The sequence below is a fragment of the Microbulbifer sp. CAU 1566 genome, from assembly GCF_023156515.1.
Taxonomy (GTDB): domain Bacteria; phylum Pseudomonadota; class Gammaproteobacteria; order Pseudomonadales; family Cellvibrionaceae; genus Microbulbifer.
This window is the reverse complement of sequence record NZ_JALNMG010000005.1, coordinates 109,722-131,514: the sequence shown is the minus strand read 5'-3', so window position 1 is coordinate 131,514 and position 21,793 is coordinate 109,722. Positions and strand designations below refer to the sequence as shown.

The 21,793-nt window shown below is 57.7% G+C and carries 22 protein-coding genes; 13 read left to right on the top strand and 9 right to left on the bottom strand.

The features are described from left to right. Positions 1-84 precede the first annotated feature (84 nt). From arfB to M0G74_RS13475, 5 genes are all read left to right on the top strand, one after another. Entirely contained in the window at positions 85-501 is a 417-nt protein-coding gene (gene arfB / locus M0G74_RS13495) for an alternative ribosome rescue aminoacyl-tRNA hydrolase ArfB (RefSeq protein ID WP_248218001.1), read from the top strand. Positions 502-578: 77 nt separating this feature from the next. Next, a complete protein-coding gene (locus M0G74_RS13490) occupies positions 579-1,631 on the top strand; it encodes an Ldh family oxidoreductase (protein WP_160154279.1) in 1,053 nt (350 codons plus the stop codon). A gap of 105 nt (positions 1,632-1,736) precedes the next feature. Beyond that, on the top strand, positions 1,737-2,798 hold the full coding sequence (locus M0G74_RS13485; RefSeq protein ID WP_248218000.1) for a hypothetical protein: 1,062 nt from the start codon (positions 1,737-1,739) through the stop codon (positions 2,796-2,798). Between the two features lie 133 nt (positions 2,799-2,931). Then, complete coding sequence (locus M0G74_RS13480) at positions 2,932-4,386, top strand: amidase (protein ID WP_248217994.1); 1,455 nt, start codon at positions 2,932-2,934, stop codon at positions 4,384-4,386. After that, on the top strand, positions 4,383-5,591 hold the full coding sequence (locus M0G74_RS13475; RefSeq protein ID WP_160154276.1) for an aminotransferase class I/II-fold pyridoxal phosphate-dependent enzyme: 1,209 nt from the start codon (positions 4,383-4,385) through the stop codon (positions 5,589-5,591). The genes M0G74_RS13480 and M0G74_RS13475 overlap by 4 nt, the downstream gene beginning before the upstream one ends. Before the next feature lie 106 nt (positions 5,592-5,697). Here M0G74_RS13475 and M0G74_RS13470 read toward each other — a convergent pair whose 3' ends face one another. Continuing rightward, the gene (locus M0G74_RS13470; RefSeq protein ID WP_248217993.1) at positions 5,698-6,720 is read right to left on the bottom strand and encodes an AraC family transcriptional regulator; all 1,023 of its coding nucleotides are present in this window, start codon (positions 6,718-6,720) and stop codon (positions 5,698-5,700) included. Between the two features lie 178 nt (positions 6,721-6,898). On the opposite strand from M0G74_RS13470, the gene M0G74_RS13465 reads away from it, so the two are divergent. Further along, positions 6,899-8,401, top strand: coding sequence for an NAD(P)/FAD-dependent oxidoreductase (locus M0G74_RS13465; RefSeq protein WP_248217992.1), 1,503 nt, complete (start codon positions 6,899-6,901; stop codon positions 8,399-8,401). A 22-nt stretch (positions 8,402-8,423) separates the two neighbouring features. Continuing rightward, the gene (locus M0G74_RS13460; protein WP_248217991.1) at positions 8,424-9,206 is read left to right on the top strand and encodes an alpha/beta hydrolase; all 783 of its coding nucleotides are present in this window, start codon (positions 8,424-8,426) and stop codon (positions 9,204-9,206) included. A gap of 21 nt (positions 9,207-9,227) precedes the next feature. Here the strand turns inward: M0G74_RS13460 and mnmH are convergent, their stop codons facing one another. Together mnmH and selD are read right to left on the bottom strand one after the other, a co-directional pair. Next, a complete protein-coding gene (gene mnmH, locus M0G74_RS13455) occupies positions 9,228-10,340 on the bottom strand; it encodes a tRNA 2-selenouridine(34) synthase MnmH (protein WP_248217990.1) in 1,113 nt (370 codons plus the stop codon). Further along, positions 10,337-11,392, bottom strand: coding sequence for a selenide, water dikinase SelD (selD, locus tag M0G74_RS13450; protein WP_248217989.1), 1,056 nt, complete (start codon positions 11,390-11,392; stop codon positions 10,337-10,339). Before selD ends, mnmH begins: the two co-directional genes overlap by 4 nt. A gap of 165 nt (positions 11,393-11,557) precedes the next feature. Between selD and M0G74_RS13445 the strand changes: the two genes are divergently transcribed. Further along, positions 11,558-12,220, top strand: a complete 663-nt coding sequence (locus M0G74_RS13445) for a peroxiredoxin-like family protein (protein WP_248217988.1) — start codon at positions 11,558-11,560, stop codon at positions 12,218-12,220. Between the two features lie 27 nt (positions 12,221-12,247). On the opposite strand, the gene M0G74_RS13440 is transcribed toward M0G74_RS13445, so the two are convergent. The 4 genes from M0G74_RS13440 to can form a co-directional block, all read right to left on the bottom strand. Continuing rightward, the gene (locus M0G74_RS13440) at positions 12,248-13,030 is read right to left on the bottom strand and encodes a glycerophosphodiester phosphodiesterase (RefSeq protein ID WP_248217987.1); all 783 of its coding nucleotides are present in this window, start codon (positions 13,028-13,030) and stop codon (positions 12,248-12,250) included. A 200-nt stretch (positions 13,031-13,230) separates the two neighbouring features. Then, entirely contained in the window at positions 13,231-13,794 is a 564-nt protein-coding gene (locus M0G74_RS13435; RefSeq protein WP_248217986.1) for a flavin reductase family protein, read from the bottom strand. A 97-nt stretch (positions 13,795-13,891) separates the two neighbouring features. Next, the gene (locus M0G74_RS13430; protein ID WP_248217985.1) at positions 13,892-15,559 is read right to left on the bottom strand and encodes an FAD-dependent oxidoreductase; all 1,668 of its coding nucleotides are present in this window, start codon (positions 15,557-15,559) and stop codon (positions 13,892-13,894) included. Positions 15,560-15,822: 263 nt separating this feature from the next. Continuing rightward, on the bottom strand, positions 15,823-16,479 hold the full coding sequence (gene can / locus M0G74_RS13425) for a carbonate dehydratase (protein ID WP_236250425.1): 657 nt from the start codon (positions 16,477-16,479) through the stop codon (positions 15,823-15,825). Between the two features lie 245 nt (positions 16,480-16,724). On the opposite strand from can, the gene M0G74_RS13420 reads away from it, so the two are divergent. Further along, positions 16,725-16,934 (top strand): hypothetical protein, encoded by a 210-nt coding sequence (locus tag M0G74_RS13420; protein WP_248217979.1) that lies wholly within the window; start codon positions 16,725-16,727, stop codon positions 16,932-16,934. Between the two features lie 32 nt (positions 16,935-16,966). After that, positions 16,967-17,485, top strand: coding sequence for a GNAT family N-acetyltransferase (locus M0G74_RS13415; protein ID WP_248217978.1), 519 nt, complete (start codon positions 16,967-16,969; stop codon positions 17,483-17,485). 99 nt (positions 17,486-17,584) lie between these two features. Here M0G74_RS13415 and M0G74_RS13410 read toward each other — a convergent pair whose 3' ends face one another. Then, the gene (locus M0G74_RS13410) at positions 17,585-18,430 is read right to left on the bottom strand and encodes an SPFH domain-containing protein (RefSeq protein WP_160154265.1); all 846 of its coding nucleotides are present in this window, start codon (positions 18,428-18,430) and stop codon (positions 17,585-17,587) included. A 101-nt stretch (positions 18,431-18,531) separates the two neighbouring features. Continuing rightward, positions 18,532-18,993 (bottom strand): NfeD family protein, encoded by a 462-nt coding sequence (locus tag M0G74_RS13405; RefSeq protein ID WP_160154264.1) that lies wholly within the window; start codon positions 18,991-18,993, stop codon positions 18,532-18,534. 306 nt (positions 18,994-19,299) lie between these two features. On the opposite strand from M0G74_RS13405, the gene M0G74_RS13400 reads away from it, so the two are divergent. From M0G74_RS13400 to M0G74_RS13390, 3 genes are all read left to right on the top strand, one after another. Further along, a complete protein-coding gene (locus M0G74_RS13400) occupies positions 19,300-20,022 on the top strand; it encodes a hypothetical protein (RefSeq protein ID WP_248217976.1) in 723 nt (240 codons plus the stop codon). 209 nt (positions 20,023-20,231) lie between these two features. Then, positions 20,232-21,305 (top strand): phospholipase A, encoded by a 1,074-nt coding sequence (locus M0G74_RS13395; protein WP_248217975.1) that lies wholly within the window; start codon positions 20,232-20,234, stop codon positions 21,303-21,305. Between the two features lie 67 nt (positions 21,306-21,372). Next, complete coding sequence (locus M0G74_RS13390) at positions 21,373-21,777, top strand: NUDIX domain-containing protein (protein ID WP_248217973.1); 405 nt, start codon at positions 21,373-21,375, stop codon at positions 21,775-21,777. Positions 21,778-21,793: the final 16 nt, after the last annotated feature.

The following is a 21,793-nucleotide window of genomic DNA, read 5'->3' as shown; positions in this document are numbered from 1 at the left end:
CCGACCAGCAATTTTGACGCCGTACAGTTTGAGCATAGTTGATGGACAAGGTTAGGCTTTGCGCGAATATCCAGAGAGTTTTTCATGTTGATTATTTCTAACCAGATTCAAATTCCCGAAAGCGAAGTAGAGATCAGCGCGGTGCGGGCGCAGGGGGCGGGTGGGCAGAATGTCAACAAAGTGTCTTCGGCCATTCACCTGCGTTTTGATATCGGCAATTCGAGCCTGCCGGAAGAGATCAAACAGCGTCTGCTAAATTTACGCGACCAGCGAGTGTCCTCCGACGGCATAGTGGTCATCAAGGCGCAGCGTTTCCGCACTCAGGAAAAGAACAAGGCCGATGCCCTGGAACGTTTGAGCCTACTGATCGAAGGCGTTTTGAAAACGCCGAAAAAGCGTTTGCCTACAAAGCCTACCAAGGGTTCCAAAGAACGCCGGTTGCAGCACAAGTCGCGGCGCGGACAGATAAAAAATTTGCGCGGAAAAGTGTCGGATCACTGAGCTGCGTATTTCCGAGCATAAGTTTCCAGTAGAAAAAAATCAGTAGGCGCCGATTAGCGTCGCAGACAGGAGAACCAATGACACATCGTTACAGCGCAGAATCCCTCAAGCAATTTGCCAGTGATCTTTTCGCCACTACGGGTTTGGCTCCGGAACGAGCAGATGTCATGGCAGAAACCTTTCTGCAGGCTGACCTGATGGGCTTTACGACCCATGGCCTGCATCGGGTTGCCAGTAATCTCAGCTGGCTGGAGCAGGGGGCTTCCCGCCTGACCGGTGAACCCCATGTGCTCGCCGACCGGGGTAACTGTTTTAACTGGGATGCGGATTTTCTTCCCGGCCCCTGGGTAGTGAACAAGGCGCTCGACCAGGCCCTGGAGCGTGTCGGCGAGTATGGCGTGGTTACCGGGACTATTCGCCGCAGCCAACACATCGCCTGTCTGGCGGCCTATCTGCCAAAAATTGTAGAGCGCAATTGCGTTGCCATCCTGACCTGTTCCACCCCCGCAGAGCGAACCGTATCTCCTCAGGGCTGTAAGACCCCCCTGTTTTCGGCCAACCCCATTGCCTTTTGTGCGCCGGCCGCTGACTACCCATTATTGTTTGATATCAGCATGTCGGTGACCGCGGGGGGCTATGTGGCCCGCGCCGAGCGGGAAGGGAAAAAACTGCCCAACCAGTATTTGAAGGACCGCGATGGCAAGCTGTCGGATGACCCGGCGGCGTTTAACCAGGGCGGCAGCATATTGCCGGTGGGTGGTGCGGATCACGGTTACAAGGGCGCGGCGCTGTCGGCCATGCTTGAGATACTTTCCATGGGGCTCGGAGGTTATGGCCGCGCGGATGCAGTGGCAGATGACGATGAGGCAAACTCTGTTTTCCTGCAGGTTATAGATCCCGCCGCTTTTGGCAGCTCGCACAATTTCCTGCGACAGGTGGCCGCACTGACTCAGCTGTGGGAAGCTTGTGATACGGATGATGGTGCCGCGCCAAGGGTGCCCGGCCAGCGCGCCTGGCAATTGCGCAGCGAGCAGCTGGCGAATGGGGTCAATCTCTACCCGACCATCGTTGAAGATCTGCAGTCTTTGGCGCAACGTTACGGTATTTCGATGCCGGCAGTCTCTGGTTGAACCAGCTGAACTTGTATTGCTGCTATGACACCACTGATATTGGGTGTGAATGTCCTTGCGTCAAAGGCGCTGTGGATAAATAACAATAATTACTGAGGACTTATCGTGTATCGGTCAATCTATTCGCTGCTTTTCGTACTCACTGGTGGTCTGGTTACTTTTGCAAATAGTCTTGCTTTTGCAACGCCTTCCAGCACTGCGGGAGAGACGGTCCAATGGCAACGGGCGGAACTGAGTAAACCGGCATCGCTGCGCGGTAGCGCTGTTGGCCCCGGGAGTCTCTGGGTCAGTGGTACCGACAACACGGTATTCAAATCGGTGGATGGTGGGCAAAGCTGGCAGGATGTTTCAGTCAAGGATTTACCCGCAACGGATTTTCGGGATATCCAGTTGTTTGACGATGACACTGCGATTGTTATGGGCGTGGGGAGTGGCAGTGACTCGCGCCTGTATCTGACCGAGGATGGCGGTAGCAGTTGGCAATTGTTGTATGAAAACCCGGATGAAACCGGATTTTTCGATTCCATTGCCTTTTGGGATCGCAACCACGGCCTGTTACTGGGGGACCCGGTCGACGGCTTTTATGTGGTCAGGATAACGAAAGATGGCGGTCGCAGCTGGACCCGGGTTGGCGAGAACAAGATTCCTGCAATATTGCCCAAAGAGGCCGCCTTCGCGGCCAGTGGCAATACCCTGATCAGCGGGGCGGGGGGCAAGGCCTGGTTTACCACCGGTGGTTTCGCGGCGTCGGTGTATAGCAGTGAAGATTTCGGCCAGAGCTGGCAGCGCAGCCCGGTGCCGCTGCATCAGAAAACCCAGACATCCGGCGGTTACGCACTGGCGCTGAACACACAGGGGCGTGTTTTTGTGCTGGGCGGCGACTACCAGGACAGACCCGGCCGCTACAACAACCTGGTGCAGTTATCCAACGGCGAGTGGCAAGTCGCGGATAATGGACAGCGCGGTTTGCGTACCGCTATGGCCTGCATTGACAGCCTGTGTGTCGCCAGCGGCAAGACCGCCAGCGATATTTCTTTTGACGCTGGAAACAGCTGGCAGGCTTTAGCGGGAGCGGGCTTTTACACCCTGGCGGCAGGTAACAATCTGATTCTTGGTGCCGGCGCTGACGGGAGTGTAGGAATTTTGCGAATCCCGGCTGTAAATTGATACCGCGAGTAAGCATTGCAAAATCGGGGCGGCTTCTTCTACGTCAATTTCAACGAACAGGCGCGAATTAGGTCTACATTAGGGGAGTTGTCACAAAAACGACAGAGATCACCCTAGCCGGAGAATAACCCCGATGACCGAGCTGCTGCGCATGTCCGCCCTGGAGTTACTGCAAGGTTACCAAGACAAGCAATTCTCCCCGGTCGATGCCGCCCAGGCCATGCTCCGACAGATAGAGCGCTGTAACCCGGTGGTGAATGCCTTCAACCTGGTGGACGCCGAAACCACCCTGAATCTGGCCCGGGATTCCGAACAGCGCTACCAGCAGGGGAATACCAAAGGCCTACTGGACGGCGTTCCCGTTGCCATTAAAGACGTTTTCCTGACACCCCAGTGGCCCACCATCAAAGGGTCGAAAACCATTGATCCCAAATCCACCCTGGGCAAGGAAGCGCCCAGCGTCGCGGCACTCAATCGCAACGGCGCCGTTCCACTGGGGAAAACCACCACGCCGGAATTTGGCTGGAAGGGGGTAACCGACAACCCGGTCGATGGCGTCACCTGTAATCCCTGGAATCCCGAGAAAACCGCCGGAGGCTCCAGTGGCGGTAGTGCGGCTGCGGTTCCCCTGGGAATGGGCCCACTGGCGCTGGGTACCGATGCCGGTGGTTCCATCCGTATACCCGCGGGCTTCAGTGGTCTGGTGGGGTTAAAGCCGAGCTTCGGTGAAGTACCTCACTGGCCGGCGAGCCCCTTTGGCACCCTGGCACATGCAGGCCCCATGACCTGGACGGTACCGGACTGCGCACTGTTAATGAATGTACTGGCGGAAGCGGACAGTCGGGATACCAACGCCATACCGCGGCGCAATATCGATTATCTGTCGGCGCTGAACGGTGAACCCGAGGATCTGTTACGCGGTGTGCACATCGCCTTCAGTGCAACACTCGGTTATGTGCAGGTAGATCGCGAAGTAGAGGAAAGCGTGCGCGCGGCGGCAAAACTGCTACAGTCCCTCGGAGCGGAAGTGACCGAGGTGGCCCCGGGATTTGACGACCCGCTGGCGGCCTTCGGACACCTGTTTTACGGCGGCGCCGCCAACGCGCTCCGTGACATCGGCAAAAAGCAGCGCAGTCTGATGGATCCGCAACTGGTAGCCGTGTCTGAGAAGGCAGCGCAACTTTCCATGCTGGACTATCTCGAGGCTGTCAATGAACGCGCGGGACTCTGCGAACGCATGGCGGCATTCCACAAAAAATACGATTTACTGCTGACCCCTACACTGCCGATCACCGCGTTCAAGGCCGGGCGGGAAGTGCCGGAAGACTGGCCCAGCACCCGCTGGCCGTCGTGGACGCCGTTTACCTATCCCTTCAATATGACCGGGCAACCGGCGATCTCGGTTCCCTGCGGTTTCGATGGTGCGGGCCTGCCGATCGGACTGCAGTTGGTTGCCGCACGTTTTAACGATACGGCTGTATTGCAGGCGGCTCACGCCTATCAACTGGCTGCGCCGCTTACCGACAAACGCCCGGCGCTGTTTGATGAACATGTTGAACAGGGTGCAGCGACGGGGGCGAGCCTGTGAGCCGGTTGGATTTTGATTTTTACGAGTCGGAAGACCCGGTCTGGAACCCCGCGCTACTGACCATCCCCGTACCAGGCATTCGTAAAATGGTGAATATGGCGGCCTCCATGGAAGATGTAATTCATCTTTCCATCGGGCAACCGGACGCGCCTACACCGCCCCATGTCGTCAATGCGGCCGTGGATGCGCTGCACGCAGGGCAGACCGGATACACTATGGATGCAGGGCTGCCGGAATTACTCGATGCACTGGCGGAGTATTACAGCGAACGTTCCGGGCGCAGTATTACGCCGGAAAATATCCTGATCACCACCGGCGCCACCGAGGCTATTTACCTGGCATTGACGGCGGTATCGGCACCGGGGCGAGAATTTATCGTGCCTGACCCTTCATTTATGTTGTATGCACCGCTAATTCGTATGAATGGCGGGGAAGTGAAATACATTCCCACCCGTGCGGAAAACAATCACCAGCTGGACCCCCAGGAAGTGATTGATGCGATCGACAGCAACACCCATGCAATTATTCTGAACTCCCCCAGCAATCCGACCGGTACTGTCTACCCGCGGGAAACGGTGGAAACCATCGTGCAAGAGGCCGCTTACCGGGGTATCTATGTCATCAGCGACGAGGTTTACGATCATCTGATTTACGATGATCTCGGCTACAGCAATTACGCCAGTGTGCTTTCCTGCTGTTCTGACCTGGATCACGTCATGGTGATGAGCAGTTTTTCCAAAACCTTCAGTATGGCGGGTATGCGCATCGGCTGGCTGATTGCCAGTCAGGGCGCCATTCGCAAATTGCGCCGCTACCATATGTTTACCACCACCGTTGCCAATACCCCCTGCCAGTGGGCAGGCGTGGCTGCGCTCAAGGGCGATCGCGGTTTTGTGGCCGATACGGTGGAGACCTACAAAAAACGCCGCAATCGCCTGGTGGAACTCGTCGATCAGACACCCTACCTGGAAGGCTATGTGCCGGACGGTGCCTTCTACATGTTTCCGGCGTTGCCGGAAGGGGTGAATGGCAACAATGTCGCCCTGCGCCTGTTGCGTGAAACCGGCGTCTGTACCATCGCCGGTGACACCTTCGGTGAAAGCAGCCGCAATGCACTGCGCTTCAGTTACGCCACCTCCATCGAAAATATCGAGCGGGCATTTGAGCGGATTATTCCGTGGATGAAGAAACAGGATTTCGGCTGAGCAAAGGTGGGTTTTGATACCACGGGTGGCATCTTGTTTGATCCGTTTGTACTGGTTAAGAACACCAGCGGAAAAGCACTATTGAGTAATGGCGAATTAAACGGTTTTATTTTCGGTTATGACGAAGCTGCGAGCGAAGCCTCTGTGGCGTGGTGCCAAACCAGTCCCGGCATACGCGATTTAGTGCAGATTGTTCCGAATAACCAAGAAGACCGGCAATCTGGCTAAGCTTCATGTGCGGCTCCTGTAAATAAACCCGAGCGAGCTTCCTTCTTTCTTCAGTGAGTAGCTGCTCAAATGTCGTATTCTCTTTTGCGAGCTTTCTTTGCAGGGTGCGTTTGTGCATGGACAGGGATGAAGCGACGGTATCGTTATTGCACTGGCCGGTTGGCAACAGGCTGCGGATCAGCCGTGTGACATCTTCAGTAATGGTATTCGCATCGGGGAGCTTTTGTGAATTCAGGTAGTGTTCGGCCAGTTGCCACGTCTGGTGGTCGACGCTCGACAGGGGGATGGAGTATGTCGACGTGGGCAAGTAAAAGCCGCACCAGTTTTGCTGGAAATGTGCCGGACATTTGAAGACATCGCGGTATATCCGGGAATCGCCCAGCTGATGGTGCATAAAAAAAACACCGAGCGGGACAAAGTCCTTTCCACAAAGGAGTTTCATGACTTGCATGGCGTTTGACATGCCAAGTTCATACGCCTGGATACTGCTGCCCAGTTCTTTCTCATTAATGTGGTAGCTTAACTTGATGACTTGCCCGAGTTCAGTCTCTTCCAGGGTTTGCGAGAGTGACAGGGCCGAGCAATGCAGGGGGAGGTAGCGGGCGATACTGTCGACCGCGCTACCCACGGTGGCAGAACTGCGGCCGATGACCGAGATAGGCCCAAGGATATCCATCCCCTGGTACTCCGCGAGTCGGAGGCCGAATTCCGGGAAGTGCAATGCTTCCGCAGTATCCTCAAATAGCGCCATCATATCCTTGAAGATCAGAAAGGATTCATCGTCCCTTTCTTCCTCTGCCGCTATGCGATACCGGCGCAGTAGTGGCAGTGGATCACCGCCACGAATTCTGACCAGTTCGTCATATCCCCGCAGGTTCGTCGCCCGAATAAGACTGCTCATAAGATACCGCCGCTGGTATTTGTACTGCGCCGGTGGCGCAGCTGGCACCGATAGGATCGCGATGAGCGCGGCTTGTCGCGATTCGTCAAAAATATGTCGCGATTCGTCAATAATGTCAAATGGAAATGGATAAATATTGTTCTCTTCAGGTCATCAATAGATATAAAAAGAGGCCAATATGTCAGCGATGCACAATGAGATCATTATCATCGGCGCCGGACTCTCCGGCATTGGTACTGCCTGCCACGTAGCGGCAGCCTATCCCGATAAAAGTATTTGCATTCTCGAGCGCCGGGAAAATATGGGCGGCACCTGGGATTTGTTTCGATATCCCGGTATCCGTTCCGACTCGGATATGGCGAGTTTCGGATTTGACTTCAACCCCTGGTATTCCGACAAGGTTCTGGCCAAAGGTGGGGATATTCGCAATTACGTTGTGGAAACGGCGCGCCAATTCGGCCTATACGACAAGGTGCGCTACGGCCTGAAAATTGTCAGTGCCGACTGGTCTGATGCCAAACAGCTCTGGACCCTGACGGCACTGCATGAAGCTTCCGGAGAAACGAAAACCTTTACCTGTAATTTCCTGGTGAATTGCGCCGGCTATTACAATTTCGATCAGGGCTATCGTCCGCGCTTTGAGGGCGAGGAATCCTTCAAGGGCGACATTGTGCACCCGCAACACTGGCCGGAAAACTTCGACTACACCGGCAAGAAAGTCGTGGTCATCGGTAGTGGCGCTACGGCGATCACGGTAGTACCGGCAATGGCGGAGAAGGCCGCCAAAGTCACGATGCTGCAGCGTTCGCCGAGCTACATAATGGCGGTGCCGGATACGGATACCCTGTCTGTTTTTCTGAATAAATTCCTGCCCAAGCGCTGGGTGTTCAAAATGACGCGTATGCGCAATGTGCTGCTGCAACGCGGACTGTTTCTGGCATGCCAGCGCTGGCCCAATGCGATGCGTAAATTGCTGCTGTCACAGGTACGCAAGCGGGTGGGGCCGGACTTTGATATGCGGCACTTTTCTCCCAATTACAAACCCTGGGAGCAGCGTTTGTGTGCGGCACCGGACGGGGATTTTTTCGAGGTGCTGCGCTCGGGTAAAGCCGATATCGCCACCGATCAAATCGACCATTTTTCTGAAAATGGCATAGTGTTGAAGTCTGGCGCGCATCTTGAAGCCGATGTGATCGTGACGGCCACAGGCCTGGACGTACAGCTGATGGGTGATCTGCAGGTGAAGCTGAACGGCAAGCCGGTGGATCTGCCGCAAAAGATGACCTACAAGGGCATACTGATTGAAAATATCCCCAACTACCTGTGGATTTTCGGTTACACCAATGCTCCCTGGACCCTGAAGAGCGATATCGGCGGCCGCTATTTCTGTCGCCTTCTGTCGCACATGCACAAGGGCGGTTTCGCTGTAGCGCGGCCAGTGGATACGGAAAATAACGCAACCGGCACTGGTATGCTGGACGCATTCTCTCCGGGGTATATCAGCCGCGCCAAAGATCGCATGCCGCGACAGGGCCGCGATGGTCCCTGGAAACTCACCATGCACTACGGCAAGGACAAGAAAATGTTGACCGAGGATGCGGTAGACGATGGCGTGCTGCAGTTCGAAGCCGCCGCAGAAAATGTTCCGGCCCCGAAAGGTGAACTCAGCGCGGTTGCCTGAGTCCGGTTGTGGAAATTTTGCTTTGAATACTGAGCACTCCAAGCCACCGGTACTGCTGATCCACGGCATGTGGGCCACTTCGGCCGTCATGCAGGAAGTCAAGGCGGCGTTCGAGGAAAAAGGCTATGCCGTCGAGGCGTTGACCTTGCCATTTCACCAGCCGAAATCGACTTACGATAAGGCGGGCAAGGCGCGCCTTGCCCGCGCAAGCTTGCAGGACTATGTGGATTTCATCGTCGCCCGCATCCGCGCATTGGAGGTGGCGCCAATTCTGGTAGGGCACTCCATGGGCGCGCTGCTGGCACAGTTGGTGGCGGCACGGGTTGCCTGTCATCGATTGGTGCTGCTGTCGTCGGCAGCACCTGGCGGTATCAATGGCTGGAGCTGGTCCATGATCCGGACCCTTGGGCGCAACCTGTTGCTGTTCCCACTGTGGCGGCGTGTTACGCAGTTGCGCGCGGCGAATATTCGCTACGGTGTTGCCAATTCCCAGAGTGCGGCAACCCAGCAGCAGATACTGGATCTGGCTACTTATGAGTCGGGTATGGCAACCTTTCAGATTGGTGTTGGTGGACTGTTCCGCGGCGGCTTTTCCCGGGTCGACACTGATGCGGTGCGCTGTCCGGTACTGGTTATTGGCGGCAGTGACGATCGTATTACGCCGTTCAAAATCCAGCAGCGGATTGCGGCCATGTATGGCGATCGGGCACAGTTGATCAAAATCCCCGGCGCCTGCCATTGGACAGTGGGAGGCTCCTATTTCCCGAAAATTCGTGCGGCCATGTTTCGCTGGCTGGATACCTGAACACAGACCCTGCCTGCATTTTTAAGCGAACTGCGCGCGGGTATATTCCACCACCGCCTGCTGGTCGCCGCGGAACACGATGCGCTCGCTCTTCTTTGCCAGTTGATACTGATACATGGGGTCGTAGTAATCTTGCAGCAGGGCAATGATCCACTCCCGGTGGTAGTCGACGCTGCCATTCTCGATTTGTTGCGCTAGCGCCTGCTGCATGCAGCTGTCGAGTGACTGGTAGCGCGCACCACCGAGCCGCTTGGCAATGTTCGCCAGATTCTGGCGCAGAGCGCTGGCGAACATTTCCCGCCCGTTTTCTTCCCCTTGCTCGGCGACAAACTCGGCGCAGAGATCAATCACATAATCCCGCAAAATCCGCTCCACCCGGTTGGCCTGTGTGTCTTCGAGAAAAATCACCGGAGATTGCTGCATTTCCTGATGGAGATTAAATGGAACCGAGCATCGCCCGATCAGGCGGCTTTCATCTTCCAGCACAAACTGTTGCTGGCCGAGGGCGCGGCGCTTGAGCAGGTCGATAGCCAGGGCGTTTTCAAAGGCAATTTGTGGCGGCTGCGGCGTGGCTCTTTTGCCAAAGCTGGAGCCACGGTGGTTGGCGTGGCCTTCTAGGTCGATGGCGTTGTCCAGTTGTGCGAGCACTTCCGTTTTACCGGTGCCGGTCATACCGCCCACCAGCGTAAAGCGACAGTCGCGCACGGCGCTCTCGATCTCCTCGATCAGGAAGCTGCGCATGGCTTTGTAGCCACCGCTAATCCGTGGAAAGGGCAGGCCGGCTTCATCCAGCCACTGCTGACTGATCTGGGAGCGCAGGCCCCCGCGGAAGCAGAACAGGTAGCCCTCGGGATGGCGGCGGGCGAACTCTGCCCAGGCGGCGACCCGGGCTTCTTTGATCTTGCCGCCCACCAGTTGGTGGCCGAGGGCAATGGCAGCCTGCTGGCCCTGCTGTTTGTAACAGGTGCCGACTTTCTGGCGCTCGCTATCGGTCATCAGTGGCAGGTTCACCGCAGTGGGGAAGGAACCTTTGTTGAATTCCACCGGGGCGCGGGTATCGATCAGGGGCAAGTCGTTCAGGAATATTTCCCGAAAATCGGCACTGTCGGCGCGCTTCACGGAATTGCTACTCATACCACTAGCACCGCAGGTGCGTCACTGGCACTGCGCGTTTCCAGTACGCCGATTGGGGAGAGCGCCAGGCCGCTGTCGCTGGCAGCGGAGAGAAATTCCTGTTCGCTGGCCGGCTCGACCGCAACCAGTAAACCGCCACTGGTCTGAGGGTCTGCGAGTAGTAACTTTTGGCCTTCATCGGCCAGCTGAACCCGGTGGCCGTAACTCTCGAAGTTGCGTCCGGTCCCGCCGGGAATACACCCCAGCTCAAGATAGTGTTCGATACCGGGGAGCCGGGGTACGGCAGCGTAATCAAGGCGGGCGCTCAGTCCACTGCCGTCGGCCATCTCGACCAGGTGCCCGAGCAGGCCGAAGCCGGTGACGTCGGTCATGGCTTTGACTCCCTCAATACGGGCGAACTGGCTGCCCGGGCGATTGAGGGTACACATCAGGTCGCGGGCCACGCCGATGTCGGCATCTTGCAGCTTGCCCTGCTTTTCAGCGGTGGTGAGCACGCCGATCCCCAGGGGTTTGGTCAGGTAGAGTTTACAGCCGGCGGTGGCGGTATCGTTGCGCTTGAGGCGGCGCTTTTCCACCACCCCGGTTACCGCGAGGCCAAAAATGGGTTCGGGCGCATCGATCGAGTGGCCCCCGGCCAGCGGAATGCCCGCGGTATCGCACACGGCACGGCCGCCGCGAATGACCTCACGGGCGACCTCCGGCGGCAGCACATTGACGGGCCAGCCGAGTATGGCGATGGCCATCAGCGGGTCTGCGCCCATGGCGTAAATGTCGCTGATGGCATTGGTGGCCGCAATGCGGCCGAAGTCGAAGGGGTCGTCGACGATGGGCATAAAGAAATCGGTGGTGGATACCACGCCGCGCTCCTCGTCGAGGGCGTAGACCGCGGCATCGTCACGGCTGCTATTGCCCACCCAAAGCCTGGGATCGGCGACCTGCGAGCCGCTGCCAGCGAGAATCCGGTCGAGCACCGCGGGGGATATCTTGCAGCCGCAGCCGGCACCGTGGCTGTACTGGGTCAGGCGAATAGGCTGTGCGGCGCTGCTGGTCATGGCTGTCTCACTGGGCAGGTTAGAGAATGCCGCTCATGTTATCAGCGGATGGCATTGCTTTCGTCAAATAGACAAACAATTAACCGCAGGATTTTGTTTCCGGTCAGAAAAGTCCTGTATCTTGGGGCGCTTGCAACCTGAGAAACACCCACAGGAGATACATCGATGATTCGCCAACTAATGATCGGCCTGCTAACTGCGATTGTGAGTAGCGGGCTCTCTGCACAGGACGTTCGGCTTCCGGAGAAATTGCCGGAGTTGGCGGCAACGCCGGCCGAGTCCCTTGGGATCGGGGAAGCGGGGCTTGAAGTGGGCAGCCGGCCAGCGGATTTTTCGGTGTCCACCCACAAGGGCGATCAGGTATCCCTCAATGGCTTGGTGAAAGACAAGGCACCGATTCTGGTGGTGTTTTACCGCGGTGGCTGGTGCCCCTACTGCAATGTGCAAATTCGTCAGCTGGCAGAGGCCTGGCCGGAGTTTGAAAAGCGCGGGGTGACACCGGTGCTGATCAGTGCCGACAAGCCGGATGCCAGTGCCCTGGCCAAGGCGACGTATGAGATTCCCTTCCCGGTGCTTTCCGATCCGGATCTCAAGGCGCATGAAGCCTTTGATGTGGTGGTGCAGATTGACGATGCCACCGCGGAGAAATACAAGGGTTACGGCATTGACCTGGAAGCCTGGTCGGGACGTGGTCACCACAAGATTGCGGCGCCGGGAATTTTCCTGCTGGACAAAACCGGTACCGTGCGGTGGGCCCACGTGTCCAAGGATTACAAGACACGCCCCAGCGTAGCGCAGTTGTTAGCGGTACTGGATCAGCAGCAATAGTGTTTCGGTGATCAGCCCAGCCGGGTTCTAGCCTGTCTGGTTGAGCTTGCCTGCGGGCTTGACCTGGCGAGCCAGAACTTCGGCGGTTTTCGCCAGGTTGTAGTCCATGATCAATTGCGGCTCGTCGGTAAAAACGCCATCCGCTTTCATCGCGGCAACCAGGCTCAGGTCATGGGGATAGTTGACGGTAAACACGTAGCTTTTGAGCCCGCGCCTGTGCCCATCGGCAATGATTTCCGGGCACACGAAATCCAGGCTGAGGTGTAACGAGTAGGCTTGCAGTGGCTCGGCACAGGCGGCGAGATCCAGCGGCACGCCGTCGATCAGCACGCCCCTGCGCACCTGGGGAATCAGCTTGAGGCACTCGTAAACCTGGCGGTGGTCAAAGGACGAAATGATGTACTGCTCGTAGCTGGCACCGTCGTCGCGAATATAGGACTCCAGTTCTTTTGCCACCAGCGCCGCACAGTTGGGCCCTTTCAGTTCGATATTGAGCTGCACGTTATTGCCGATCAGCTCCAGTACCTCGCGCAGGGTCGGTACCTGCTCGCCACCGGGCAGTAGCATCTTGCGCAGGGCCGCCGGGGCCATTTCCGTGAGCAGTTCCTGGCCCGCCAGTAACCTGCCCAGTCGACGGTCGTGCTTGACGATCAGCTCGCCGCCGACATTCCACACATCAATTTCCACACCGTCTATATCAAATTCCAGTGCGTGGGTGATGGCCTGCAGGGTGTTTTCCGTGGCGCGTTTGGGATAGCCACGGTGCGCGAAGCAGAACAGGGTGTTGGCGGTGTGCATTTCGACGTCCACGGTTGCGGAGGCCTCCCAAGGGTGTACCAAAAGTATGACCGCGAGGTGACAGCGAAACAAAGAATCCGTCGGAATTTTTATACAAATTCCGGCGGGAGCGCTGTCTCGATATAACGGTAGGAAAGGTTGTCCCGCTGGTTGCTCTCATCAGAGACCAATTCAGGGAGGGAATGGCCGCGCAGCGGGGTTATCGCCGCGGCTCAGTCTCCGGCAAGTGCGCGGTAGCTGCCGCGGTGGAAGACCAGGGGTTCCCCACCACTGGCGGAAAATTCCAGTACTTCGCCCAGCAGAATGGTGTGATCGCCGCCGTCAATATTCTGTGCCCGGCGGCAGTGGAACATTGCCGCACAGTCATCCAGTTGCGGTACATTGCCGGGCCCGGCGTGCCACTTTACCTGGCCGAACTTGTCGGCACCGCGACCGGCAAACAGGTTGGACACGTGTTGCTGGTCGCCCTTCAATATATGCACCACAAAGCGCTCGCCCTCGGTAAAGGCGGCGTAGCTGAGGGAGGCGCGGTCGATACTCCAGAGGATCAGGGCCGGATCCAGGGAAACGGAGTTGAAGCTGTTGACGGTCATACCCACCGGCTGGCCCTTGGCGTCCAATGTGGTAATCACGGTTACACCGGTAGCGAAGTGTCCCAGGGTGTCTCGCAGGGCACGGCTGCGCTCGGCAGGCGTCTGTCCGGCGTTTCCGGATACATCGGTGCTGCTGTCGGTGTTACTGGTGAGGCCAGAGTTGGAATTGCTGGATGCCGTCATACTTCGATCAAGATTTGTTCAAATTTTGTGCGGGCGGCCATTCTACGGGAAAAGTGACCGCTCTGCGTGATTTTCTTTATAGACCGCCGGGTAAGCCTCAATCCATCAGCGGCGCGCAGCGGCGACTCAGGCTGTCGCGCTCGGCAATGGCGCTGCCGGTGAGGGCAAAGCCCAGCAGCTGGCCTGCGTCGTCGAGAAACTCTGCCTTGACGCCGGAATCCGCTGCGGTGACCTGCCATTCTCCCCTGGAGCCGGGGCGAGGAGGACAGACGACGGTGGGGCGCAGGGTGGTTTTCACGGCCACCGGCAGGCACCCGTACTGAACCTGGGTCGGTTTGTCGCAGAGTGTCAGCGCCAGTGCGCGGGCACTCTGGGTGAGGGGGGCGACGAAGTAGAGGCTGTGGCCATCGACTTCGGCACAGTCGCCCAGGGCGTAGATATGCGGGTCGCTGGTCTGCAGGTGCCTGTCGGTGACAATGCCGCGGTTGACGGCGAGGCCGGCAGCGGTAGCGAGCCCGACATTGGGGGTGAGGCCCAGTGCGGCCAACGCGATATCCGCTTCAACGGTCGCGCCATTATCCAGGGTGGCGCGAATACCGCCACTGGTGTGTTCGAGGGTGGCAACACCGGCGCCCAGCTGAAAACGTGCGCCAGCCTGCTCCAGAGACTGCTGGATATCGCGGCCGGCGGCTTCCGGCAGCAGGCTAGCCAGGGGCCAGGGCTGCAGGTCGACCAGATCTACCTGGAAGCCCGCCTGGGTCAGGTCGTTGGCAAATTCGCAGCCAATCAGGCCGGCGCCGATCAGCAGTACCCGCTTGCGGTTGGCGAGGGCGGTGCGGAAACGGCGGTAATCGCTCAGGCTGTTGACGCGGAACAGACGCGAAAGCCCATCGCCCTCCATCGGCGGCAGCGGGGTACAGCTGGCGCCGGTGGCCATTACCAGGCGACGGTAGCGCAGCGCGCTGCGGATGCCCCCGCTGTCGGATACCAGGGTTAACAGGCGGGCTTCCCGGTCCAGATTGGTGACGTGGGTGTGTACCAGTATTTCCGCATTGAGTTCCCGGGCCATGTCTTCCGCACTGGCGGTGGCCAGTTGCTGTGGCGTTTTGCCGTGGGCGAGGGAGGCAGACAACAGGGGCTTGGAATAAAAAGTGCCGTCGTCGCCGCTGATGATCACCAGGGGCGTGCGCTGATCCAGCTTGCGGAATTCTTTGGCCAGGTGGTAGCCGGCGAGTCCACTGCCGATGATGACCAGGGGATCACCGTCGTCCAGCGTTACCGCTGCGGCTTCCGGGGCGGGCTCAGCCTGCGGCTCGCTCACCAGCACCATATCGAAATCTTCTTTGCCAACACCGCACTCGGGACAGGTCCAGTCGTCGGGAATGTCTTCCCAGCGGGTACCGGGCGCTATGCCTTCCTCGGGGGCGCCTTTGGCTTCGTCGTAAACCCAACCGCAAACCATGCATTCCCAGATGCGGCTGGCCGGTGCGCTGGCCGCGGGCACTTTGCCGCCTGCAGGCGTTTGCGACTCGGCAGAAGTCGGCGCGAAAGCAGCATCGGTGCCGGCAGCCTGGGCGCCGGGAGCGTTGCCCACAATCGCGAGCATGGAAAATTCGTCTTTGGTGGCGCCGCATTCCGGGCACACCCAGTCGTCGGGGATATCTTCCCAGCGGGTGCCCGGGGGGATGCCGTCGTCTGCGGAGCCTTTGGCTTCATCGTAAATCCAGCCACAGATCTGGCATTCCCAAACGCGAAAGTCGGACATGGATACCCCTGAAAACAGCGTCATTCTTGAAGGCGGCCCAGCAGGCCGGCGATATTGCGGGAGTGGAGTGTAGGGAAAAACGGGCGGAAAGTTAACTTGCGTTGACTGCTATTGATGGAGGTGTCTGATGGAGGTACTTGGTTGAAGCACCGCGCTGCATGCGCAGCGGCGCCGGGCGGGGGCATGCACCACCGGGCCCGGTGGTGCATTACTGGTGCATTGCTGATGAGGTGGCGGCAGTGCCCGGGGAGTTTGTCGGTGTTTCAGCCTTTGCCGCGCTGCGCGATGTTGGTGAGGGCGCCGTGATAGATGTCGCTGATCTGTGCGGTGTTTTCCACAGTGATCTGCAGGTCGTTTACCAGGCCGTTGGAAAGCCCGTAAACCCAGCCGTGTACCGAGAGTTCCTGGCCTCTTTCCCAGGCGTCCCGCACCGGTGTGGTCTGGCAAACATGGATGACCTGCTCAAGCACATTGAGCTCGCACAACAGGTCCACCCGGTCTTCTTCGGGGAAGAGTTCGATCAGGGTGTGATGTTTGTCGCGCACATCTTTGATATGGCGCAGCCAGCTCTCGATCAGTCCCAGGCGTGTGTCTTCCAGTGCCGCGCGCACACCACCGCACCCGTAGTGTCCGACCACCATGATGTGTTTGACCTTGAGCGCCTCAACGGCGTATTGCACAACGGACAGGCAGTTCAGGTCAGAGGGGACCACCACATTGGCTACATTGCGGTGTACAAAGAGTTCACCGGGGAGCAGGTCGACGATCTGGTTGGCGGGGACGCGGCTGTCCGCGCAGCCAATCCACAGGTATTCAGGGGACTGTTGCTCGGAGAGCTTGAGGAAAAAGTCGGGTTTTTCCCGGCGGGTGGCTTCGGACCACTCGCGGTTTTTCTGAATAAGGTCTTGAAGCTTTGACAAGGCAATCATTCCGTCGGTTTGCATTGACTGTGCAGGATAGCGCTTTTGGTAAACAGCGCCAATCAGTAACCGCACATTGATGGGGATTTGGGAGCCGGAGATTGGGCTGAAGACCGGATTAACGCTGGCTGGCCTCCTGAAATCCAGCGGTGCATCTGATACCCTGCGGCGATGGAATAAAAGCCATTTTGCATTTTCACTTTAGGCCGATTCACACATCGGCTTATTTATCAGGGACAGGCCTTATGGGGCTTCGCAATAACGTTCTTCGCCGCCCGCGTCGTTTCAACAAGCACAAGGCAACCATTGTGCGCCGGCACAAAAAAGTACGCTGGTTGGCGGCGCAGCGCGCCAGGGTGCGCAACTATCGTCGTTTTTTTCGTATCCAGAGCGAGTTGGGAGTGAAGGCGGATGAAGAGCGGCGAGACTCCAATCGCCCATCAACCGGGCAATAGCACAGGCTGGCAAACGTAGAGGTAATTGATTGATGAATGATTCACAGGCAGTGGCATCTGGCCCGATCGAAGCGCTCAGTATTGTGATTGCAGACTATCAGGATCCACAGCACCGCGCGGATCTGCTGGCTTTGTTGCAGGAGTATGCGCTCGACCCCTGTGGCGGTGGCGAGCCGTTGCCGGAGATTTGCCAGCGCGAACTGCTGGATCGTCTGGCCGCCTTTCCGGGAGCCTTCTCCATTCTGGCTTACCGCGATGGACAGGCGCTGGGACTGGTGAACTGTTTTATGGGGTTTTCCACCTTTATGTGCAAACCGCTGGTGAACATTCACGATGTGACGGTAAGCGAGGCCGCGCGGGGATTGGGTGTCTGTACCCTGATGTTCGAAAAAGTGGTGGAAGTGGCCCGGGAACGGGATTGCTGCAAGATTACCCTGGAAGTACTGGAGAAAAATCACCCGGCGCGAGCCGCGTATCGCAAGTGCGGTTTCAAGCCTTACGCGCTGGATGAGGAGTATGGGCAGGCGGAGTTCTGGCAGCGCTACCTGTAACTGATCCCGCCCGCTGCTGAAAGGCTGTAAGCCATGCACCTTTCAGCAGTGCCTGCCCTTACCTTAGGCCTTGTAGGTCCTGGTAATTGAGACTGCAGTTCATCGATTCAGCAGGCCTTTCACGGCATTCGGCAGATCCGCCGGCAACAGAATGTTTTTGGCATTGGCGGAAGTGGAGAGTTCTTCCAGGGCGTTGATATAGCGCTCACCCAGCAGGTACATCACCGGCATTTCCTTGTCGCCAATGGCCTGCGTCACCCGCTCAATCGCCTCGCGGCTGGCGTCCGCCAGTACCACCTGGGCCTTGGCATCCCGCTTGGAGGCTTCCAGGCGGCCGTCGGCTTCCAGAATTGCCGCCTGCTTTTCCCCTTCCGCACGGGTCACGGTGGCGCGGCGCTGGCGTTCGGCGGCGGCCTGTTCTTCCATCGCTTTCTGCATGGTGACGGACGGATTGATGTCCTGAATTTCCACCGTCTTCAGGTTGATGCCCCAGTCGGCGATGTCATCGGAAATTGCTTCTTTCAGCTTGGCCTTGATCAGGTCCCGGGATGACAGGGCCGAGTCCAGCGACATTTCACCCACTATGGAACGCAGCGCGGTTTGCACCAGGTTCTGGATGGCAATCTCGTAGTCCTCGACGCCGTACACGGCCTTTTCTGGCGAGACGATATTGATGTAGGCCACGGCGTTGGCAATGATGGTGGCGTTGTCTTCGGTGATCACTTCCTGTGATGGAATATCCAGCACAATATCTTTGGTCGTGATCTTGTAAGGCACCTGGTCCACGTAGGGAATGATCACATTCATTCCCGGGTTCAGGGTGCTGTGGTATTTACCCAGGCGCTGAACAATATGTTTGGACCCCTGGGGCACGATGCGCACGCCCATGCCGATGGTGATGATAACCAGTATCACCAGAGCCACTACGACGGATAAACCTTCCATGAATTCCCCCAATCTATTTGTGTGTTCTTACGTGTATGTTTGAGCCATGCCGCGAACCAGCGGCAACGCCATGTTCGCGATTATTCATTTATAACCAGGAATCAATGCGGGCTGACCACCAGGGTATTACCGGAAATATTGATGACCTTTACCCGCTCACCGATACCTACCTCACTGGTGCTCATAAACTGCCATTCATCTTCTCCCAGGATCGGCGCCGGGAAGCGCAGGCGACCGCGGGATTTGCCAATGTTGGAATCGATCACCGAGCCAACCTGCCCGGTGAGGGCTTCCATGGCCATGCCGGAGGTGGTTCTGTCTTTCCAGTTGGGCCGAATGAACTTCAGCCACAGAAATACCAGGGCAATGGAAAGGCCGGCCCAGAGCAGCAGCTGCAGGGTAATGGGCATATCGACCATCACCAGCAGTGCGCCCATAAACAGCGCGGCCAGGCCGAACCAGAACAGAATAAAACCGGATACAAAAATTTCCGCGGTAACCAGCAACAGTCCCAGTACCAGCCAGTGCCAGTAGGCGATATGGGTATTGAGCCACTCGAGCATGATGGCTTTCCTCCTTGAGCAACATGAAGCAATAAACCGGCTGATTATGCCTCAAACTGGAAGGCGGCGTGCGAGCCATAAAGTTACCCCTATTCGTTGTCGCTTTACCGAGGGCGTAATGGGCGTTGCAGACGGGACAGGTTCACTCACAAAAAATTCCCCGAAACGTCACAAATTCGCAGCAAAGCTGCACGCTTGTGCAATACTTTTTCAGGCGAGAGCGCAGACAAGAGCGCAGTAGTTATGCATCAAATTTGTGCATTTGCACCACTCACAGCATCAAGAGAAATCACGGACGAAGATCTTATGCGATTGACTGCTAACCTGGCCCAGGGCCGCTACCAATACAGTTGCGATGGCCGCGCCATGCCTGTGCAGGATGACTGGCAGCTGGGCCGCGATGAGCAGGGCCGGCAACTACTGATCAGTCGTCGCCTGGTGGGCGACCAGGGGCACGGCATTGAAGTGCGTGCGCTGATGGATGCCGGGTTGGTAACCGAGTGCCGCGTCTTGTGGAAAGACGAGGTGGACGAGGTGAATGCCCACTATCGTCTGGCGCCGCCGCCGGGCGAGGCGCCGCAGTTGGGTAACCCGATCGAAGCCGAGTGGACCGGCCCCAATGGACTCCAGCAAAGCGTGCTGCAAGGCCAGAATCGCCTGCTGTTTCCGCTGATGCGGATCTTTATGGGGCCGCTGTTGATGCGGCTGTGCGATATGGAATTTGGCTGTGAGGTGGTGGCGCCGGATATCGTCGATCCGTCACAGCGCGGCAAATTGCTGGCGCCGCGGGTCAGCCACCGCCGTGCCGCGATTGTCGCTGGCGACGCCAATATCCAGGGGGTACACGACCTGGGGCCGGATGTCAGCGTCTTCTCTTACCAGGGGGATGAGGCAGAGCGCGATGCCCACTGCTATGTGGACCAGCGCGGCCTGTTGGTTGGTTACGACTGGCCGAGCAGTACCGGTCGCCTGTGGCAGGTGCGTCTGCGGGATCTGGAATGGGCGCCTGGACTCAAGGCCCTGTGCTGATGTCTTGTGGGACCTTGTGGCGGAGCTAAGCGCTCGGGCCAGATAGCCTGACCCGCCGCACACTTTCAGTCTGTAATCCATGTAAACTGGCGCCCTGAACCGATTCAGGAGCGCCCGTTTTGTTTGTATCCCGCCGCTTTTCACGACACCCATTTCTACACTCACTCCGACACTCGTTCGCGATTGCCTTTTTCGCCATCAGTGCCCCTGTGTTCGCTCAGAGCGAGGTCGCGGAAGACGCCGAGTCCCCGGTCGACACCTACGAAGAAATTGAGATTTTGCAGACCGACGATTCCCTGCAAAGTGAGGAAAAGCGCCAGCAAAACTGTTTGCGTGAACAGCTGCTGACAGCGCCGGCCAATATTACCCTGGAAGAGATGCGAATCCGCTGTCAGCTGTCGGTGATCCGCGATGATCGCCGGGTAGAGGAAACACCGGTGTTTGCCACGGTACCGGATGTCGACACTGGTACCTCCAACGGTGTGCAGGTGAGCAAGCGCGCCCAGGCCATTCGCGATGCCTCGCAGAACCCCTTCACCCTGGCATCCCATAAAACCAACTATCTGCTGCCGATTACCTATAACCCCAAACCCAACAAGGGTGGACTGGAAGATTACGACTTTGACGACGAGCTGGACCTGGATTCCATCGAGGTACAGTTTCAGCTCTCGGTGCAGGTTCCGGTGTGGCGGGGGTTTCTGGGCAAGGCATCGTTCATGAGCTTTGCCTATACCAACCGCTCCTTCTGGCAAGCCTACAACTCGGATGATTCTGCGCCGTTTCGCGAGACCAATCACGAGCCGGAGCTGATCATGACCTGGCTGAATGACTGGACCATATTCGGCTTCCAGAATGTCGCCAACCAGATTGCGTTCAACCACCAGTCCAACGGGCGCAGTGAGCCCCTGTCGCGCAGCTGGAACCGAATCTACACCAATTTCGCGTTTGAAAAAGACGACCTGTATTTCACGTTCAAGCCCTGGTACCGGATTCCGGAGAGCCGCGAAGAGGATGACAACCCCGACCTGGAGTTCTATCTGGGCCATTTTGAATTTGTCGGTGGGATGCAGCGGGGCGACCACAATGTATCCATTATGGTGCGCAATAACCTGCGCTCGGATAACAAGGGCGCCGGTGAGCTGCGCTGGAGCTTCCCAATGGGGAGCCGGGTGCGGGGCTATGTCAAATATTTCAATGGCTACGGTGAGAGCCTGATCGACTACGATGAATCGGTACAGACTCTGGGGATCGGTATTGAACTGGCCAGAGGCACTGGTTCCTGAGTGCCCCGGTTCCTGAGTGCTGAGATCGGTACAGTAACGGACATTACGCGGGGGATAAGATCCAGGGATGGGATTTGACGATACCTACAAACTCAGCGCCCATGCGGTGATTACCAACGATGCCGATGAAGTGCTGCAGTTGCGCGCTACTTACGCGGACAAAACCTGGGGGCTGCCCGGGGGAGCGCTCGACCTCGGTGAAACCATACACGAGGCGCTGCAGCGCGAATGCCGGGAAGAGTTGGGGCGCGAAGTCGTCATCGACTACCTGAGTGGCGTCTATTACCACCGTGTGTATAACTCTCACGTGTTTATATTTCGAGCGCACTTCAAAGGCCACGGCGATATTGCACTATCGTCCGAGCATTCGGCTTACGAATTCTTTTCCCTCAATGACCTCTCACCGGTACAGCGGGTGCGAGTGCTGCACTGTTTGCACTTTAACGGGGAAGTTCAGAGCGCAAAATTCTAAAGTGATCACATTTTGT

What these genes read in the sequence shown, in the direction of transcription:
- mnmH (WP_248217990.1), bottom strand. Translation starts at nt 10,340, where the DNA reads ATGAGTAGCAATTCCGTGAAGCGCGCCGACAGTGCCGATTTTCGGGAA.
- M0G74_RS13435 (WP_248217986.1), bottom strand. Translation starts at nt 13,794, where the DNA reads ATGACGGCATCCAGCAATTCCAACTCTGGCCTCACCAGTAACACCGAC.
- M0G74_RS13430 (WP_248217985.1), bottom strand. Translation starts at nt 15,559, where the DNA reads ATGTCCGACTTTCGCGTTTGGGAATGCCAGATCTGTGGCTGGATTTAC.
- M0G74_RS13490 (WP_160154279.1), top strand. Translation starts at nt 579, where the DNA reads ATGACACATCGTTACAGCGCAGAATCCCTCAAGCAATTTGCCAGTGAT.
- arfB (WP_248218001.1), top strand. Translation starts at nt 85, where the DNA reads ATGTTGATTATTTCTAACCAGATTCAAATTCCCGAAAGCGAAGTAGAG.
- M0G74_RS13410 (WP_160154265.1), bottom strand. Translation starts at nt 18,430, where the DNA reads ATGGAAGGTTTATCCGTCGTAGTGGCTCTGGTGATACTGGTTATCATC.
- M0G74_RS13470 (WP_248217993.1), bottom strand. Translation starts at nt 6,720, where the DNA reads ATGAGCAGTCTTATTCGGGCGACGAACCTGCGGGGATATGACGAACTG.
- M0G74_RS13420 (WP_248217979.1), top strand. Translation starts at nt 16,725, where the DNA reads ATGGGGCTTCGCAATAACGTTCTTCGCCGCCCGCGTCGTTTCAACAAG.
- M0G74_RS13480 (WP_248217994.1), top strand. Translation starts at nt 2,932, where the DNA reads ATGACCGAGCTGCTGCGCATGTCCGCCCTGGAGTTACTGCAAGGTTAC.
- M0G74_RS13390 (WP_248217973.1), top strand. Translation starts at nt 21,373, where the DNA reads ATGGGATTTGACGATACCTACAAACTCAGCGCCCATGCGGTGATTACC.
- M0G74_RS13405 (WP_160154264.1), bottom strand. Translation starts at nt 18,993, where the DNA reads ATGCTCGAGTGGCTCAATACCCATATCGCCTACTGGCACTGGCTGGTA.
- M0G74_RS13445 (WP_248217988.1), top strand. Translation starts at nt 11,558, where the DNA reads ATGATTCGCCAACTAATGATCGGCCTGCTAACTGCGATTGTGAGTAGC.
- selD (WP_248217989.1), bottom strand. Translation starts at nt 11,392, where the DNA reads ATGACCAGCAGCGCCGCACAGCCTATTCGCCTGACCCAGTACAGCCAC.
- M0G74_RS13465 (WP_248217992.1), top strand. Translation starts at nt 6,899, where the DNA reads ATGTCAGCGATGCACAATGAGATCATTATCATCGGCGCCGGACTCTCC.
- M0G74_RS13400 (WP_248217976.1), top strand. Translation starts at nt 19,300, where the DNA reads ATGCGATTGACTGCTAACCTGGCCCAGGGCCGCTACCAATACAGTTGC.
- M0G74_RS13415 (WP_248217978.1), top strand. Translation starts at nt 16,967, where the DNA reads ATGAATGATTCACAGGCAGTGGCATCTGGCCCGATCGAAGCGCTCAGT.